The sequence below is a fragment of the Ideonella sp. FW305-24 genome (assembly GCF_058788035.1).
In genome coordinates this window covers 666,313-680,793 of record NZ_JBYTAI010000001.1, presented here as the reverse complement: position 1 = coordinate 680,793, position 14,481 = coordinate 666,313, and the positions used below count along the sequence as shown (strand labels likewise).

15 protein-coding genes are annotated in these 14,481 nt (G+C 69.5%); 6 read left to right on the top strand and 9 right to left on the bottom strand.

Translation table 11 applies throughout. The features are described from left to right. Window positions 1-3: 3 nt before the first annotated feature. From AC3WR5_RS02965 to AC3WR5_RS02955, 3 genes are read right to left on the bottom strand one after another with little or no spacing between them, the layout of a single operon-like run. On the bottom strand, window positions 4-621 hold the full coding sequence (locus AC3WR5_RS02965; protein ID WP_492481727.1) for a hypothetical protein: 618 nt from the start codon (window positions 619-621) through the stop codon (window positions 4-6). Then, window positions 614-850 carry a helix-turn-helix domain-containing protein gene (locus AC3WR5_RS02960; RefSeq protein ID WP_141290163.1) on the bottom strand — a complete coding sequence of 79 codons (237 nt, stop codon included), beginning with the start codon at window positions 848-850 and terminating at the stop codon, window positions 614-616. Before AC3WR5_RS02960 ends, AC3WR5_RS02965 begins: the two co-directional genes overlap by 8 nt. Window positions 851-857: 7 nt before the next feature. Continuing rightward, the gene (locus tag AC3WR5_RS02955) at window positions 858-1,460 is read right to left on the bottom strand and encodes a DUF2975 domain-containing protein (RefSeq protein ID WP_492481725.1); all 603 of its coding nucleotides are present in this window, start codon (window positions 1,458-1,460) and stop codon (window positions 858-860) included. A gap of 112 nt (window positions 1,461-1,572) precedes the next feature. Between AC3WR5_RS02955 and AC3WR5_RS02950 the strand changes: the two genes are divergently transcribed. The 3 genes from AC3WR5_RS02950 to AC3WR5_RS02940 all read left to right on the top strand — a co-directional run bounded on the left by AC3WR5_RS02950 (window position 1,573) and on the right by AC3WR5_RS02940 (window position 4,138). After that, the gene (locus tag AC3WR5_RS02950) at window positions 1,573-2,631 is read left to right on the top strand and encodes an aldo/keto reductase (protein ID WP_492481723.1); all 1,059 of its coding nucleotides are present in this window, start codon (window positions 1,573-1,575) and stop codon (window positions 2,629-2,631) included. Between the two features lie 115 nt (window positions 2,632-2,746). Beyond that, a complete protein-coding gene (locus AC3WR5_RS02945) occupies window positions 2,747-3,235 on the top strand; it encodes an aminoacyl-tRNA deacylase (protein WP_492481721.1) in 489 nt (162 codons plus the stop codon). 66 nt (window positions 3,236-3,301) lie between these two features. Then, a complete protein-coding gene (locus AC3WR5_RS02940; RefSeq protein WP_492481719.1) occupies window positions 3,302-4,138 on the top strand; it encodes a substrate-binding periplasmic protein in 837 nt (278 codons plus the stop codon). A 59-nt stretch (window positions 4,139-4,197) separates the two neighbouring features. Here AC3WR5_RS02940 and AC3WR5_RS02935 read toward each other — a convergent pair whose 3' ends face one another. Beyond that, window positions 4,198-6,462: a hybrid sensor histidine kinase/response regulator gene (locus AC3WR5_RS02935; RefSeq protein ID WP_492481717.1), complete on the bottom strand. Its 2,265-nt coding sequence runs from the start codon at window positions 6,460-6,462 to the stop codon at window positions 4,198-4,200. Window positions 6,463-6,700: 238 nt separating this feature from the next. On the opposite strand from AC3WR5_RS02935, the gene plsY reads away from it, so the two are divergent. Further along, on the top strand, window positions 6,701-7,390 hold the full coding sequence (gene plsY, locus AC3WR5_RS02930) for a glycerol-3-phosphate 1-O-acyltransferase PlsY (RefSeq protein WP_492481715.1): 690 nt from the start codon (window positions 6,701-6,703) through the stop codon (window positions 7,388-7,390). A gap of 1 nt (window position 7,391) precedes the next feature. Continuing rightward, window positions 7,392-7,736 carry a RidA family protein gene (locus tag AC3WR5_RS02925; protein WP_492481713.1) on the top strand — a complete coding sequence of 115 codons (345 nt, stop codon included), beginning with the start codon at window positions 7,392-7,394 and terminating at the stop codon, window positions 7,734-7,736. Between the two features lie 63 nt (window positions 7,737-7,799). Here the strand turns inward: AC3WR5_RS02925 and AC3WR5_RS02920 are convergent, their stop codons facing one another. The 5 genes from AC3WR5_RS02920 to AC3WR5_RS02900 all read right to left on the bottom strand — a co-directional run bounded on the left by AC3WR5_RS02920 (window position 7,800) and on the right by AC3WR5_RS02900 (window position 12,802). Continuing rightward, entirely contained in the window at window positions 7,800-8,183 is a 384-nt protein-coding gene (locus AC3WR5_RS02920; RefSeq protein ID WP_492481711.1) for a VOC family protein, read from the bottom strand. Between the two features lie 63 nt (window positions 8,184-8,246). Beyond that, the gene (locus AC3WR5_RS02915) at window positions 8,247-8,777 is read right to left on the bottom strand and encodes a hypothetical protein (protein WP_141289290.1); all 531 of its coding nucleotides are present in this window, start codon (window positions 8,775-8,777) and stop codon (window positions 8,247-8,249) included. Between the two features lie 158 nt (window positions 8,778-8,935). Then, entirely contained in the window at window positions 8,936-9,559 is a 624-nt protein-coding gene (locus AC3WR5_RS02910; protein ID WP_141289289.1) for an L-threonylcarbamoyladenylate synthase, read from the bottom strand. Between the two features lie 96 nt (window positions 9,560-9,655). Beyond that, the gene (locus AC3WR5_RS02905; RefSeq protein ID WP_141289288.1) at window positions 9,656-10,537 is read right to left on the bottom strand and encodes a 3',5'-nucleoside bisphosphate phosphatase; all 882 of its coding nucleotides are present in this window, start codon (window positions 10,535-10,537) and stop codon (window positions 9,656-9,658) included. Window positions 10,538-10,594: 57 nt separating this feature from the next. Next, window positions 10,595-12,802 (bottom strand): hypothetical protein, encoded by a 2,208-nt coding sequence (locus AC3WR5_RS02900; RefSeq protein WP_492481708.1) that lies wholly within the window; start codon window positions 12,800-12,802, stop codon window positions 10,595-10,597. Window positions 12,803-13,071: 269 nt separating this feature from the next. Between AC3WR5_RS02900 and AC3WR5_RS02895 the strand changes: the two genes are divergently transcribed. Then, window positions 13,072-14,478 (top strand): glutamine synthetase family protein, encoded by a 1,407-nt coding sequence (locus AC3WR5_RS02895; protein WP_492481706.1) that lies wholly within the window; start codon window positions 13,072-13,074, stop codon window positions 14,476-14,478. Window positions 14,479-14,481: the final 3 nt, after the last annotated feature.

The window sequence follows — 14,481 nt, the reverse complement described above, 5'->3', positions numbered from 1 at the left end:
CGCTCAGTGTGCGCACTTGCCAGCTGCCGCTGCGGCCAGCAGGAAAGGCAGGGCCAACAGTCCCGGGCCGCTTTCCTGAGGGGCCATGCAGTCGGCCGCCAGGGCGCCTTGGGTGGCGCCGGACAGGCGGCTGCTGGCGGTGGCAGGGGCAATGCCGGTGGCCGCGGCCGCGCGCTCGGAGAGCAGGGGGCCGCGGGCAGCGTCGCGGATCGCCTGGCGCGTGGCTGCGTTGTCCAGCAGCCGCTCTCGTTTCGGCGCGCTGGCCGGTGGCTCGGGCAGCAGGCTGAGCGTGGATTCGGGCGTTGGGGCCGGCGAGGGCAGGACTGCCGTTGTTTCGGCCCCGCGCTGCGGGCGTTGGGTGGCCACTGGAGGTCTCGCCGGGGGCGTGGTTGCAGCAGCCCGCGGCGGTGGACCGGAAATGGGTGGCGCAGCCGGCCGCAGTGCCAGCAACTGCAGCACCTGCGTGTCGGGCCGCTGGGTCACGCCGACCTGCACCGGCCCTGTCGCCGAGCGCCACAGCAGCACCAGCAGCGCGTGGGCCAGCAGCACCGCGCCCCAGCGCAGCGACCGGCGGCGTGGCGCGGGCAGCGGCCAGGCATGAGCGGTAGTGGGCTCAGCCATCGGTGTCGCCGGCAGGGGCGTCGTCGCCTGGCGCATAGACCAGCAGGTCGCCGGGTTGGCAATCGAGCACGCGGCAGATGGCGGCAAGGGTGTCGAAGCGCACGCCGCGCACCTTGCCGGACTTCAGCAGCGAGATGTTCTGCTCAGTGATGCCGACGTGCTCGGCCAGCTCGCGCGAGCGCATCTTGCGCCGGGCCAGCATCACGTCGAGGTTGACGATGATGGGCATGCGGTGGTCAGACGAACTGCTCGTTTTCAGCCGCCACCCGGGCGGCCTCGGCCATCACCCGCGCGATGGCCACGAAGACCAGTGCCATCAGCAGCCCGGCATAGTCGTCGGAGCCAAACGAGAGCTGCAGCTGGCGTTTGCCTGCGGGGTTGTCCATGGAGACGGCCACCGTCATCAGCGCGCCTGCCAGTGGCTGGCTCAACGCGTGCGCCAGCATCAGCCAGCCGAGGCGCCGCAGGTGCCGCACGGCGGGCGCAGCGAATACCGCACCCTGCCGATAGTGGCCAAACAAGGACCACAACTGCCACAGCACTGCCCAGGCCAACGCCATCGAGCACAGGCTCACCGCCACGATGCGCCATCGCACTGCCGCCGTGAAGTTTCCGATCAACAGCGAACGGATCGACGCACCCGCCAGCCATTCATCGGCCATCAAGGCCTCGGCCGGCGCCACCATGCGCCAGATCAGCAAGGCCAGCAGCAGCACGGCGCCTACCGCCACCAGGCCCTGAACGGCCAGTGCCAGTCGGCGCAGGCGCTGGGCCAGCGATGGCGTGGGGCCGAGCAGCGGCGCGGAGGGCAGGGTGGGGCGAGCGGTCGATTTGCGCATGAATTTACTGTAAAACAATAAAAACACATCGTCAAACAGTCAGTCTCCCTGACCGACAGGAATTGCCTCGCTGCGGCAAACTCTCGGCTTTGCCTTTGTTCAAATGCCCACGATGAACCTCCTGAACCTCGGCCGCAGCGAACTGCGTGTCAGCCCGATCTGCCTGGGCACCATGACTTTTGGCGAGCAGGTGGACGAGCCCACCGCGTTCGCGATCCTGGACCGTGCTGTCGAACGCGGCGTGAATTTCCTCGACACGGCCGAGATGTATTCGGTGCCGCCGCGCGCCGAGACCTTTGGCGCGACCGAGGCCATCCTCGGCCGCTGGTTCGCGCAGCGGCCCGGCATGCGCGAGCGCGTGGTGCTGGCCAGCAAGGTGGCCGGCCCTTCGCGCGGCATGCCCTGGGTGCGCGGCGGCGCGCCAGACCTGAAGCCCGCGCACATCCTTGCCGCCTGCGACGACAGCCTGAAGCGCCTGCAGACGGACGTGATCGATCTCTACCAGATCCACTGGCCCAACCGCAACGCGCCCAGCTTCGGCGCCATGTATTTCGACCCGAAGCAGGAGGCCGAATACACCAGCATCCACGACCAGCTCGAAGCGCTCGGGCAGCTCGTGAAAGCCGGCAAGATCAGGCACATCGGCCTGTCCAACGAAACACCTTACGGCGTGGCCGAGTTCGTGCGCGTGGCCGAGCAGCATGGCCTGCCGCGGGTGCTGACGGTGCAGAACCCGTACTGCCTGGTGAACCGCCAGATCGACAACGGGTTGGACGAAGCGATGCACCGGCTGGGCGTGGCCTCCATCCCGTATTCGCCGCTGGGCTTCGGGCTGCTCACCGGCAAGTACGACGAGCGCGGCTTCGATGATCCTGGCAACACTGGCCGCATTGCCCGCTTCGAGCGCATGAAGCAGCAGCGCTGGGGCCGGCCTGCCGCGCTGGCCGCTGCGAAGCGCTACAACGCGCTGGCCCGTGAGCACGGGCTGACGCCCACGCGCATGGCGCTGGCCTTCTGCTACACCAGCTGGCGCGTGGCTTCCACCATCATCGGCGTGACCTCGCTCGCGCAGCTCGATGAGGATCTGGACGCCTGGGGCACGACGCTGAGCCCGGAATTGTTGGCTGAGATTGATGCAATTCGGTTGGAGATGCGCGACCCGGCACAGTGAGTGATGTTTGCCCCCAAGACGCCTGCGGCGTCGCCCCCCCGAGGGGGAGCGTTTGCCTTGGGGCGGCCCGGCGGCAAACATCTGTTTTCCCGCCTCGGGCGGCGACAATGCGAGCATGGCCAAGAAGGACAAACACGTCAGCGAAACCCCGGCGACCCAGTGGCTGAAAGCCCACGGCGTCGCCTTCACCGAACACGTCTACGACTACGTGGACCACGGCGGCACGGCCGAGTCGTCCAGGCAGCTCGGGCACCCGGAACATGCGGTGATCAAGACGCTGGTGATGCAGGACGAGAAGGCCGAGCCGCTGATCATCCTGATGCATGGCGACAAGCAGGTCAGCACCAAGAACCTGGCGCGGGCCATCGGCACCAAGAGCGTCGAGCCCTGCAAGCCCGAGGTGGCACAGCGCCACACCGGCTTCCAGGTCGGCGGCACCTCGCCATTCGGCGTGCGCAAGGCGATGCCGGTCTATGTCGAAGCGACAGTGCTGGAACTGCCGAACGTCCTGATCAACGGCGGCCGGCGCGGCTACCTGGTCGGCATCGCGCCCGCGGTGCTGAGCGGGCCGCTGGGGGCGAAGCCGGTCAGCTGCGCGATCTGAAACGCCGTGGGCAGTGGCGCCGCGCGCGCTCGCCAATACCGGTGGGCACGCCTATATTGCAGGCCCATGCGCCGTCGTTGCCTTGCCTGCCTGGTTTCCATTTCGCTTTCATGTCTCGTTGCGCTGCCCGGCCTGGCGCAGGCCCGCAGCTTGCGCATTGCCACAGGCGAGCTGCCGCCGTATGCCACGCAGTCGCGTGCCGACCAGGGCATTGCGCTGAACATCGTGCGACAGGCGCTGAAGACCGCAGGCCATGAGGTGATCTACAGCTTCATGCCCTGGGGCCGGGCCCAGGAAGAGACCAAGGCGGGGCTGTGGGACGGCTCGGCCTACTGGGGCCGGCGGCCGGACCGCGAACGCGATTTCCTGCTCAGCGACAACGTTCTGACCGAGCAGTGGGTGGTGCTGTACCGCGCCGGCCTGAAGCTGGACTGGCAGGTGCCGACCGACCTGGCGCCCTACACCTTCGCGGCGATCCGTACCTACACCTACACGCCCGAGTTCATCGCCCGCTTCAATGACGGCACGCTGAAGGTGGACTGGACGCCTGACGACCTGGCCGGCCTGCGCAAGCTGGCGGCAGGCCGGGTCGACGCGATGCTGCTGGAGCGCAACGTGGCCTGCCACCTGATCGACACCCAGCTCACGCCTGCCGAGGGCAAGACCATCCGCGCCCACCCGCGGCTGATCACCAACCAGTTCACCACCCACCTGATGCTGCCGCGCCAGCTGCCCGGCAGCGTGGCGCTGCTGGCCGACTTCAACCGAGGTCTGGCGGCGCTGCATGCCTCTGGCGACTATCAGCGGCTGCTGGGCGACGTGCCTTGCCAGGCTGGCCTGGCGCAGCCGGTCATGATCACCCCCGTGCCTGCCGCTTTGCGTCAGGCGCCTCGAAGGGGGTGAGGGAACTTGGGACGGCCCTGCGTTTTCCCATGAACCGTTGAACTGCCGGGCTGCTGGCTTCAGGCCGCCTGCGGCGGCGCCTTGCCGGCCTGCAGGGCGGCGTCGATCTCGCGCAGCACTTCATCGAAGGCCAGCGGCTTGGTGACGTAGGCGCGCGCGCCGGCGGCCAGCGCATTGCGCACGCTGTCGTCCAGCGCATCGGCCGAGACCATGATGACCGGCAGCGTGGCCAGCGCGGGCTCGCGCTGCAGCTTGGCCAGCAGCTCGGTGCCGCGGCCGTCGGGCAGCTGCATGTCCAGCAGCAGCAGGTCCGGGCGCCGGGCGCGCAGCCCGGCCAGGCCCTCGCCAAGGTTGGTGTAGGTCACCAGCTGCAGGTCCTCGCGTTGCTCCACCAGCGCACTCATCACCAGCGTGTTGACCGGATCGTCCTCGATGTAGGCCACGGTGTGGCGGGTGCTGGCGCTGCTGTCGAAAGGCAGGGTCAGCTGCTGGTCGTCGGTGGGGGCGGCGGCCGGCAGCGTCACCCGGAAACGGGTGCCCACGCCGGCTTCGCTGTCGACCTCGATGCGGCCACCCATCATGTCCAGCAGGCTGCGGGTGACGACCAGGCCGATGCCGGCGCCGGGCTTGCCGCCCAGCTCGCGGCCCAGGCGGTTGAAGGACTGGAACAGCCCGGCCTGCTGCTGCTCGTCCATGCCCAGCCCGGTGTCGCTGACCTCGATGCAGACCTCGCCATCGCCTGCGGGGCTGACCTGCAGCGCCACGTCGCCGCCGGGCCGGTTGTACTTGACCGCATTGCCCAGCAGGTTCAGCAGCACCTGCTGCACCCGCACCTCGTCGGCCATGGCCCAGCGCGCGCGCGGGTCGACCTCGGCGCTGCAGAGCACCTGCTCGCGCACTGCCTCGCCCGCGACCAGGGCCATCGCGTCGTCCACCAGCGCCTGCAGGTCCACCGGGCCGCGGTTGATGCGCAGGCTGCCGGTTTCGATGCGCGAGAGGTCCAGCACGTCGGCAATCATGGCCCTCAGGTGCCAGCCGGCGCGCTCGATCAGGGCCACCTGGTTGAGCCGCTGCGCGTCGGCCTGGATCGCAGGGTCCTGCGTCAGCGACTGGGCAAAGCCGACGATGGCGTTCAAGGGGGTGCGCAGCTCGTGGCTCATGCGCGAGAGGAAGTCGCTCTTGGCCTGGCTGGCGGCCTCGGCGGCCATGCGGGCCTGCTCGGAGCGGCGTCGCTGCACCGCGTCGGAAATGTCGGCGATGACGACGATCCAGGCCACGCCTGGCGTCTGCCCCTGCGGCAGGCCGTGGCGGGTCTCGCCCAGCGGCGTCAGCTGGATCTGCACCGTGCGCGGCTGCCCGACCTGCGGGCTCAGTTCGGCGCGCAGCTGGGCCGGCTGGCCTGCGGCAATGCCGTCGCACAAGGCGTCGCCGAAGTCGCGCGCGCCGTCCCCGCTGTCCAGTTGCGCCAGGCCTTGCAGTCCCTGGCCGCGGGTGGGCGCCGTGTCCAGGCCCAGCAATTCGCCCAGCGCGCGGTTGGCATATTGCACCCGCCCCAGTGCGTCCAGGCCCAGCAGGCCTTCGCGCAGCGAGCCCAGCATGGCCGAGCGCTCCTGCAGGCTGCCGCGCAATTGCTCCTCGGCATGCTGGCGACGCTGCATCTCCAGTACCCGGGCATGGTGGTAGCGCTCGATGCCGCGCGCCAGCACCACGATCTCGTCGCGCGTGTTGGCCGGTTGCGGCGTGGGCTGCAGCCTGGCCTGCAGGTCGTCAACGCGCAGGTTGCGCAGCTGCCGCACCAGGGCCGACAGGCGTGAGATCACCAGCCGGTGCATCAGCAGCAGCAGGCTGACCGCCACCGCCAGCACCTTCAGCAGTTCCAGCGGCAGCCGGTCGACAGCACGGCGCTGGATCTCGGCATTGACGTCGGCGTCCGACTCCTGCACCGTCAGCAGGCCAATGGATTGGGCCCGCAGCGGCATGGACAGCGGCAGCTCGCGGCTGCGCAGTCCCGGGCCTGGGCCCGCACCCGCACGCCAGGCCTGCGACTGCAGTTCGCCGCGTTCGTTGCGCACCTCGGCATGCACGATGCTGCCGTCCTTCACCAGGCCCTGCGTCATGCGCTGCAGCGCCGCCAGGTCGTAGTTCCACAAGGCATTGGCCATCGGGTCGGCGCTCAGCGCCACCGCGGCGTCGGCCCGGGCCTGGGCCTCGCGGGTCAGCAGGTTGCGCTCGTGCCAGAGCTCGAAGCCGCCGATCAGCAGGAAGATCAGCAGCGATGCGGCGGCCACCGCCAGCAGCATGCGCGTGACCAGTGAGGAAGACATCCTGTACAAGCGTGTGGACCTTCAGCGAACACCCGCGGCTCGCCGGCCCGGTCGGTGCAGGCGCGGTGGCGGCTGCAATCCTGGATGGTAATCGCCCGCAGGAAGTGCCTCGGTGTTGCCGGGGCTTGTGTTGGCGCAGGTCTTCAGGGCAGACGCCAGCCAGGCCGGCCTGTCGGGCAGCTTACACTCCACGCCCGGTATTTCATTGCGGTGTGCGGTTTCGCCATCGCCTGCTTCGATGGACATTGCGACCTCCCTGCTTGCCGTGGCCGTGGCGTATGCCATCGGCTCCTTGTCGTTTGCAGTCATCGTCAGCCGCTTCATGGGGCTGGACGATCCACGCTCCTACGGCTCGGGCAATCCGGGTGCCACCAACGTGCTGCGCTCCGGCAACAAGGTCGCCGCGCTGTTGACGCTGGCCTTCGACGCACTCAAGGGCTATGTGCCGGTGGTGCTGGCGATGCTGCTGGCACCTCGCTTCGGCTGGGGCGAGCTGACCATCGGCCTGGTGGGCCTGGCGGCCTTCATCGGCCACCTGTGGCCGGTGTTCTTCCGCTTCCAGGGTGGCAAGGGCGTGGCCACCGCAGCCGGGGTGCTGATGGCGCTGAACCCCTGGCTGGGCCTGGCAACGCTGGGCACCTGGGTCATCGTCGCGGTTTTCACGCGTTATTCGTCGCTGGCGGCCATCGTCTCCGCAGCTTTTGCGCCGTTCTACCAGATGCTGATCTGGGAGGTCTCGCCGCTGCTGCTGGCCATCACCGTGATGAGCCTGCTGTTGATCTGGCGCCATGGCGCCAACATCCGCAAACTGATGAACGGGACCGAATCCAGGCTGGGCCAGAAGTCGAGCGCGGCGACCGCTGCTGCGGCCACCGGGAAGAAGCCCGCGCATCCTCGTCCGCACTCGCACACCAAAGGAAAGCACTGAAATGATCCAACGCTACGAAGTCGGCGCCCGCATGTCCGAAATGGCCGTGCACAACGGCGTTTGCTACCTCGCCGGTCAGGTGGCCGAAGACGGCTCGCAGGACATTGGGGGCCAGACCCGGCAAGTGCTGGCAGCCATCGACGCGCTGCTGGTGAAGGCCGGCACCGACAAGACCAAGATCCTGCGCGCCCAGATCTTCCTGGCCGACCTGGTCGACTTCCCCGGCATGAACGCCGTCTGGGACGCCTGGGTCGTCGCCGGCAACACGCCGCCGCGCGCCACCGTACAGGCTGCGCTGGCCAAGCCAGAGTGGAAGATCGAGATCGTGGTGACCGCTGCGCTCTGAGCTGCGGGTCTCTCGACCATGAAAAAAGGCCTGGGTTCTCCAGGCCTTTTCCATTTCAGCGCCTCACTCGGGCGCGTGACAGACGGCTTCGATGTTGTGCCCGTCCGGGTCGCGCACAAACGCACCGTAGTAGTTCGGGTGGTAGTGCGCGCGGACGCCGGGGGGCCCGTTGTCGGTCCCGCCCGCAGCCATCGCTTCACGGTAGAACGCGTCGACGATGGCGCGCGAGGCCACGCGGAAGGCAATGTGGATCGCCGGCACATTCGGCGTACCTTCGGCGATCCAGAAGTCCGGTTTCGGCGGCTCGCCGAAACCCGCCACCCGGGTGCCCACCAGCTCGGCCGGCATCTCCGCTAGCAGCTGGTAACCCATGGCGCCCAGCGCCTTCTCGTAGAACGTCTTGCTGCGGCCGTAGTCACTGACGCTGGCGCCGGTGTGGTCGATCATGTTGGTTTGCTTCCCTGTGTGAATGGATGAGGGCGCGGCACTGGCGGGCTGGGCCCGTCTCGCCTACTCCAGCGAGGCGAGGAAGGGTTCCTTGCAACCGCCGAGCTTGAGGTATTCCTTGGTGATCTTGCGTGGATAGACCTTGCGGCCCAGGAACATCGCCACGATCAGGCTCACCAGTCCCCAAGACAGCATGCCGATGCCAGGCAGTTGCTGGCCACGCGCGAGCAGGCCCACGCCCAGGCACAGTGCGACCAACGCGATGGCCATGGCCACCCCCACGCGCCGCTTGCGGCGGCTGGCATGGGCCTCGCAAAGCCCAGGCGACACCACAAACGACTTCCTGGCCAGCAAGCCGACGACCAAGTAGATCAGGATGTTCAGCGGGATCAGCAGATACAGCCACGGGCTGTGCCAATACAGCTTCTTCGACTTGACCGGCGTTTGCGCGGCCGAGTTGCAAATGATGCAACGTTGGGGAAGGTCGAAACCGACCGGCACGATGACCGATTTGCCTTTGCGGACGCAATCGGTGGTTTTGCGCTCGGTCTCTATCGTCGGGGGCGCAAATGGATTGAACTGGGGTTCTTGCATGGCAGCTGTCTTCTGGATTTGACCAACGCAGGCCTCCTCCTGAAATCCCTGAGGCCAGCGACTGTGGCCGTTGCAAGGTAGGCACCGGCCGCGGCGGATTCTGCCGCCACCCCAACCAAGCGCCAAGCATGCTGCGGCAGCGGCCGGCAGGGTGGCGTCTACAACCCCAGCTTCGCCGCGTCCCCGCGCCCCTCGCGCACGATGACGGGTTCGTCGCCGCTGAGGTCGATCACCGTGGTTGGCTGCAGCGGGCAGGCGCCGGCGTCCACCACCGCCTGCAGCTGTTTCTCGAAGCGCGCGCGGATTTCGGCCGGTTCGTTCAGCGCTTCGGTTTCGCCGGGCGGGATGAAGGTGGTGGCCAGCAGCGGTTGGCCGAATTCGGCCAGCAGGGCTTGCAGCACCGTGTGCTCGGGCACGCGCAGGCCGATGGTGCGGCGGGACGGGTGCGAGACCCGGCGCGGCACTTCCTTGGTGGCTTCCAGGATGAAGGTGAACGGGCCTGGCGTGGCCAGCTTCAGCAGGCGGTACTGGCGGTTGTCCACGCGGGCGTAATTGGCGAGTTCGGACAGGTCGCGGCAGAGCAGCGTCAGGTGGTGCCTGTCGTCGACCTGGCGGATGCTGCGCAGGCGCTCGGCGGCGGCCTTGTCGTCCAGGTGGCAGACGAGGGCGTAGCTGGAATCGGTGGGCACGGCGGCCACGCCGCCGGCATGCAGCAGCTGCGCGGCCTGCTTCAGCAGGCGCAGCTGCGGATTCTGCGGGTGGACCTCGAAGTACTGGGCCATGCCGATATTCTCGCAGCGCCGGACGGCCCTTTTGACGGTGTCGTCAATGCCATCCACATACCGATGTGGGTGTGTGGCCTGGCGGGCCGGACCGGCTCAAGCCGCGGCCATCGGGTCCGCTTGATGGGCTGCCAGGCGCGGCGCCCAGAGCGACCAGATCGGCGTGACCTTGCCTGGCAGGTCTGGCAGCGTACCGAGTGGCACGCGGCTCTCGCCGGGCGCGTGGAAGTCACTGCCGCGCGAGGCCAGCAGGTCGAACTCCAGTGCCATGTCGGCGTATTTCACGACCTCGTCCGGGAAATGGCTGCCGCAGGTCACTTCCACGCCCCGGCCGCCATGGGCCTGGAACTCACCGAACAGCGCGAACTCCTCGGTCGGCGAGAAGCGGTAGCGGGCGGGGTGGGCGATGGCGGTCACGCCGCCGGCTTCCTTGACCCAGCGCACGGCCTCGCCCAGTCCTGCCCAGCGGTGCTCGACAAAGCCTGGCTTGCCTTCCTTCAGGTAGCGCGAGAAAACTTCCTGGATCGAGCTGCAATGCCCGTTGTCGACCAGGAAACGGGCGAAGTGGGTGCGCGAGACCAGCTCGGGGTTGGCCGCGTATTTGATCGCGCCTTCGTAGGCGCCCGGAATGCCGGCGCGGGCCAGGCTTTCGCCCATGTCGCGGGCGCGCTGGTGGCGGCCGGCACGCAATTCGGTCAGGCCCTGGACCAGGCTGGGGTGGTGTTCGTCGAAATCGAAACCGAGCACGTGCACGGTTTCGCCAGCAAAGGTGACCGAGATCTCGACGCCGGTGACGTAGGCCATGCCCAGGGCCTCCGCAGCGGCCCTGGCTTCGGCCTGGCCAGCGAGTTCGTCGTGGTCGGTCAGGGACCACAGCGCCACGCCACCCTGGTGGGCGCGCTGGGCGAGTTCGCTGGGGGAGAGGCTGCCGTCCGAAAAAATGGAATGGCAGTGCAGGTCGGCGTTCAGTAGGTGCACTGCAGCATTCTAAAAAATCTGCTGCCTGCCTGCGGCGTCAGGGTCAATTCCGGCCGCTCATTTCGGGGCTTCGGCGGTGTAAATGCACGCGCCTTCGGTGCTGCGCATCGCCTGCACCAGGTCAGTCCGGCCAATGTCCTGCCAGTAGGGCTGCGCCAGGTCCACCACGGCGACCGGCAGCGGCAGCTGGATCTTGGCCTCCAGCAGTTGGCTCCACTGCGCCGGGTCCGGCTGCAGCAGCGCGTGCGAGCGCTCGATGACCACCAGGTACAGGCTCCAGCCGCGCACCTGCGGGCTGGTCTTGCGCAGCAGCCAGGCCTTGCCTACGGCCGGCTCGGACTTCAGCAGCGCCAGCGTGTCGGCCAGCACGCGGGCGCTGAGGCGGGTGTGCAACTGGGCCGCGGTGCTGGGCAGCGTGCCGGTGTGGCGGCTGCGCAGGCCGGTGGGTGCGGCTTCCAGCTGCTGTTCGCCCTGGAAGCTGCGCAACACCTTCTCGGCCCGCTCGGCCTCCAGCGCCAGCTCGCGCAGGCGGGCGCGCACAGGCTTCAGTGCCTCGAAATCCTCGCGCTGTTCCAGCACCATTTCCAGCCGCTGCGCGGCCGGCAGCCGCCAGTGGGGGTCTGCCGCCAGGGCCTGCGTGTACTGCAGGCTTTCGCGGCCTTCGTTGGCCAGGCTTTGCAGCAGCTCGATGGCTTCGGCTTGACTCGGTGTCGGGTCCGGCCGCCTGCCGCGCGGCTGCACGGCAGGTCCATGGTCCAGCAGCGCACAGGCCAGCAGGTAGCGGGCCTCGCCAATCGCGTGGTGGCGGGCCATCGTCAGCCGCAGTGGCGCCAGCGCGGCGCCCGGGCCTTGCACCTGTCTCGCCAGCCGGGCCCAGAGCAGCAGGTCAGCCAGTGGCAACGGTGCGTTGGCATCGGCATCGGCCAGCTCGTGCAGCAGGCGCTCACGGCGGCGGTGGGCAGCATGTTGCGCGCGCCACTCGTCGGTCACCTGGTGTCGCCAGTCGGCGTCCAGCATGTCGATCCAGGGCTCCAGGCCGCTGCCCAGCAGCACCTCGGCGGCGCTGCGGGCCGGCACGGCCGGCACTTCGACTGGCGCGGGCAGGGCGGCCGGTGGGTCGGCCTCGTCGCCCGTCTGTCCTTGCAACCAGGCCACGCGCTCGCGCAGGCTGGGTTCCAGCGCGCGCTGGGCGGGCAGCGCTTTCAGTGCTTCGGCCAGCCAGCGGCGTGCGGCCGGTTGGCGCGGACTGTCCTTCAGCAGCACGCGCAGGCCACGCAGCGGTGCTGCGTCCGGCTCGGGCACGCGGGCGGCCTGTTCCCACAGGCGTGGCCAGAAGTCCTGGTCCAGGTAGCGCTGCTGGATTGCCAGCGCCAGCGGTGCCTGCAAGGCGGCCTGGGCGCCGGCCACCTGCACCGCGCAGGCATCGGCCGCGCGCTGGTGCAACTGGGCCAGCACCAGCGCGCGGGCTTCGAAGCCGGGGTAGAGGTGGCGGTAGAACAGGCGCCGGGCCAGGTCCGCACCCGGCGCACTGAGCCGGGCGGGGCGTTGAGCCGGCGAGAGGCTGGCCCAGCGCTGGTGCAGCCGGAAGATCCAGGCCAGGCGCGGTTCCACGCCGCGGCCCTGGTGGGCGAATTCTCGCGCCAGCACACCGGCCAGCTGCGGGCCGTCCAGCGCCATCAGCAGCGGCAGGCCCAGGCGCAGCCGGCGCTGCGGCCAGCCCAGCAGGCCCAGGCGCGGCGCTTCCTGCAGTTCGGCCTGCAGGCTGCTGTCGAGCTGCACGGCCAGCGGTGGGTTGCGGTGCTGGCGCCAGGCGGCGATGGCGCGGGGCAGCAAAGGCTGGGATGGCGCGCCGGCCGGGCGGGGGGGCGCAGGTTGCACCGCGCCGCGCAGGCGGTCCACCAGTGAAAACAGCCGCGGCGCCTGGTTGCGCGGCAAGGTCTTGCCACCGGCAGGCAGCGTTTGCGGCCACACCGCGCTGGCCAGCGTCCAGCCCAGCAGCAGGCCCAGCAGGCCGACCAGCGGCGGCCACAGCGCTTCGTCCATCCACCAGCCGGCCAGCGCGGCGGCCAGCGCCAGCACCGCCAGCACGGCCGGCAGTGCAAGCGCCAGCCAGGCGCCCAGCGCCCAGGCCGCGGTGGCCTGCACAAAGGCGGCCGGGTTGTCGCGGCAGGCCAGCTCATGGCGGGCGACCTGCTGGCGCAGCGTCTGTTCCGGCGGCGGCCTGCGCGCACCCAGGCTGGCGCTGCCTTGCGTGTGTTCCTGCACGGTCAATCTTCCTTTGCGGCGTCAGGCGTGCTGCGCCGCTTTTTGGCGGCCCCCTGTGCCGCGCCGCTCCCTTGCGACGTGGCCGGTGCCGTCCCCAACGTGGGCTGATTCTGGGGCCGGCAAGCGGCCCACGCGCAAGTTTGTTCGACCATCGGTGGCCGGGCCCGGCCCGGCGGTTGGCCCCGGCTTACCCGACTGGGTGACCGAGGGCGGCTCGCCTATCATGCTCGGTTGCGCCCACAAGGCACACCCATTTCCCTGACGTTCCCATGAAGACCGAGCCGCTTGTTTCCCCGTCCACCGCCGAGCTGAAGGCCGCGCTGCAGTCCTGCGAGACCGTCAGGAGCGGCGGCAAGCCGACGCGGTTGGTCGAATGCGCATTCGGCGACTTCACCTCGGTGGCCCGCGGCAAGCTGGTGCACGCCGACGACTTCACCAGCATGGGCGGCTGCCGCGCGCCTTCGGTGGTGATGGGCCTGACGCTCACCGCCGGCGAGCCGGAAGCCGTGTTCGGCCCCCTGCTGCCGGATAGTTACGACGACATGCACCTGGTGCCGGACCTGCGCACGCTCAGCGCCCGGCCGGGTCGCCCCGGCGAGCTGACAGTGCTGTGCGAGCCCACCGGCGCGCTGCGCTCGGCCACCGGCATGGTGGACGCTTCGGCCTATTCGCCCCGCGCCGCCCTGCGCGCCGTGCTGGCCCGGCTGGACGCCGCCGGCCTTCAGGCGCTGGTGGCGCCGGAGCTGGAGCTGTTCCTGCTGGACCGCGACGCGCAGGCCCGCCTCAGCGCGGCCCGTGCGCATGGCGGCTCGCTGACCCGCGAGCGCGCCTGCGAGGCCTTGTCGCTGGAGCGGCTGTCGCACTTCGAGGCCTATTTCGACGAGCTGTACGCCGCCTGCGACCTGCTGGGCATTCCGGTGAACGGCCATGCACACGAATCGGCGCTGTCGCAATACGAAGTCAATTTCCGCCACGGCGAGCCGCTGGCCCAGGCCGATGCGGTGTTCCGCTTCAAGCGCCTGGCCCGCGAGATCGCCGCGCGCCATGGCTACCTGTGCAGCTTCGCGCCCAAGCCCTTCCTGGACGAGCCTGGCACCGGCATGCACTGGCACTTCAGCGTGCAGCGCCAGGCGGCCGACTGGCCGCACCTGTTCGCCGAGCCGGCCGGGGCCGACAGCGCCGCGCTGTCGCACTTCGTGGGCGGCCTGCAGCGCGCCGCACCTGCGGCCATGGCCTTCTTCTCGCCGCACGACATGGGCTACGACCGCATCGCGCTGAGCAATGCCTCACCGTCCCACGCCAGCTGGGGCCACGAGGACCGCTCGCTGGCCTTCCGCATCCCGGCCTCCGGCGCCAGCGCGCGCCGCATTGAAAACCGCCTGCCTGGCGGTGATGCCAACCCCTACCTGACGGTGGCAGCCACGCTGGGCCTGGGCCTGCTGGGCCTGCAGGCGGCCGAGCCACCGATGGATGGCAGCGACGAGCTGCTGCGCCTGCCGCGCAGCCTGCCCACCGCGCTGGACGCGCTGCACGCCAGCCAGGCCCTGCGCGAGCTGCTCGGCGACCCGCTGGTCAATGCCTTCATCGCGATCAAGCGCCACGAACATGCCGAACGCGCCGCGCTGGCCCAGCCGCGCGAGCAGTGGGACCTGACCCACCTGCTCGAACTGGGCTGAGAG

Coding starts and splice junctions, on each gene's coding strand:
- AC3WR5_RS02965 (WP_492481727.1), bottom strand. CDS start 621: ATGGCTGAGCCCACTACCGCTCATGCCTGGCCGCTGCCCGCGCCACGC.
- AC3WR5_RS02960 (WP_141290163.1), bottom strand. CDS start 850: ATGCCCATCATCGTCAACCTCGACGTGATGCTGGCCCGGCGCAAGATG.
- AC3WR5_RS02955 (WP_492481725.1), bottom strand. CDS start 1,460: ATGCGCAAATCGACCGCTCGCCCCACCCTGCCCTCCGCGCCGCTGCTC.
- AC3WR5_RS02950 (WP_492481723.1), top strand. CDS start 1,573: ATGAACCTCCTGAACCTCGGCCGCAGCGAACTGCGTGTCAGCCCGATC.
- AC3WR5_RS02945 (WP_492481721.1), top strand. CDS start 2,747: ATGGCCAAGAAGGACAAACACGTCAGCGAAACCCCGGCGACCCAGTGG.
- AC3WR5_RS02940 (WP_492481719.1), top strand. CDS start 3,302: ATGCGCCGTCGTTGCCTTGCCTGCCTGGTTTCCATTTCGCTTTCATGT.
- AC3WR5_RS02935 (WP_492481717.1), bottom strand. CDS start 6,462: ATGTCTTCCTCACTGGTCACGCGCATGCTGCTGGCGGTGGCCGCCGCA.
- plsY (WP_492481715.1), top strand. CDS start 6,701: ATGGACATTGCGACCTCCCTGCTTGCCGTGGCCGTGGCGTATGCCATC.
- AC3WR5_RS02925 (WP_492481713.1), top strand. CDS start 7,392: ATGATCCAACGCTACGAAGTCGGCGCCCGCATGTCCGAAATGGCCGTG.
- AC3WR5_RS02920 (WP_492481711.1), bottom strand. CDS start 8,183: ATGATCGACCACACCGGCGCCAGCGTCAGTGACTACGGCCGCAGCAAG.
- AC3WR5_RS02915 (WP_141289290.1), bottom strand. CDS start 8,777: ATGCAAGAACCCCAGTTCAATCCATTTGCGCCCCCGACGATAGAGACC.
- AC3WR5_RS02910 (WP_141289289.1), bottom strand. CDS start 9,559: ATGGCCCAGTACTTCGAGGTCCACCCGCAGAATCCGCAGCTGCGCCTG.
- AC3WR5_RS02895 (WP_492481706.1), top strand. CDS start 13,072: ATGAAGACCGAGCCGCTTGTTTCCCCGTCCACCGCCGAGCTGAAGGCC.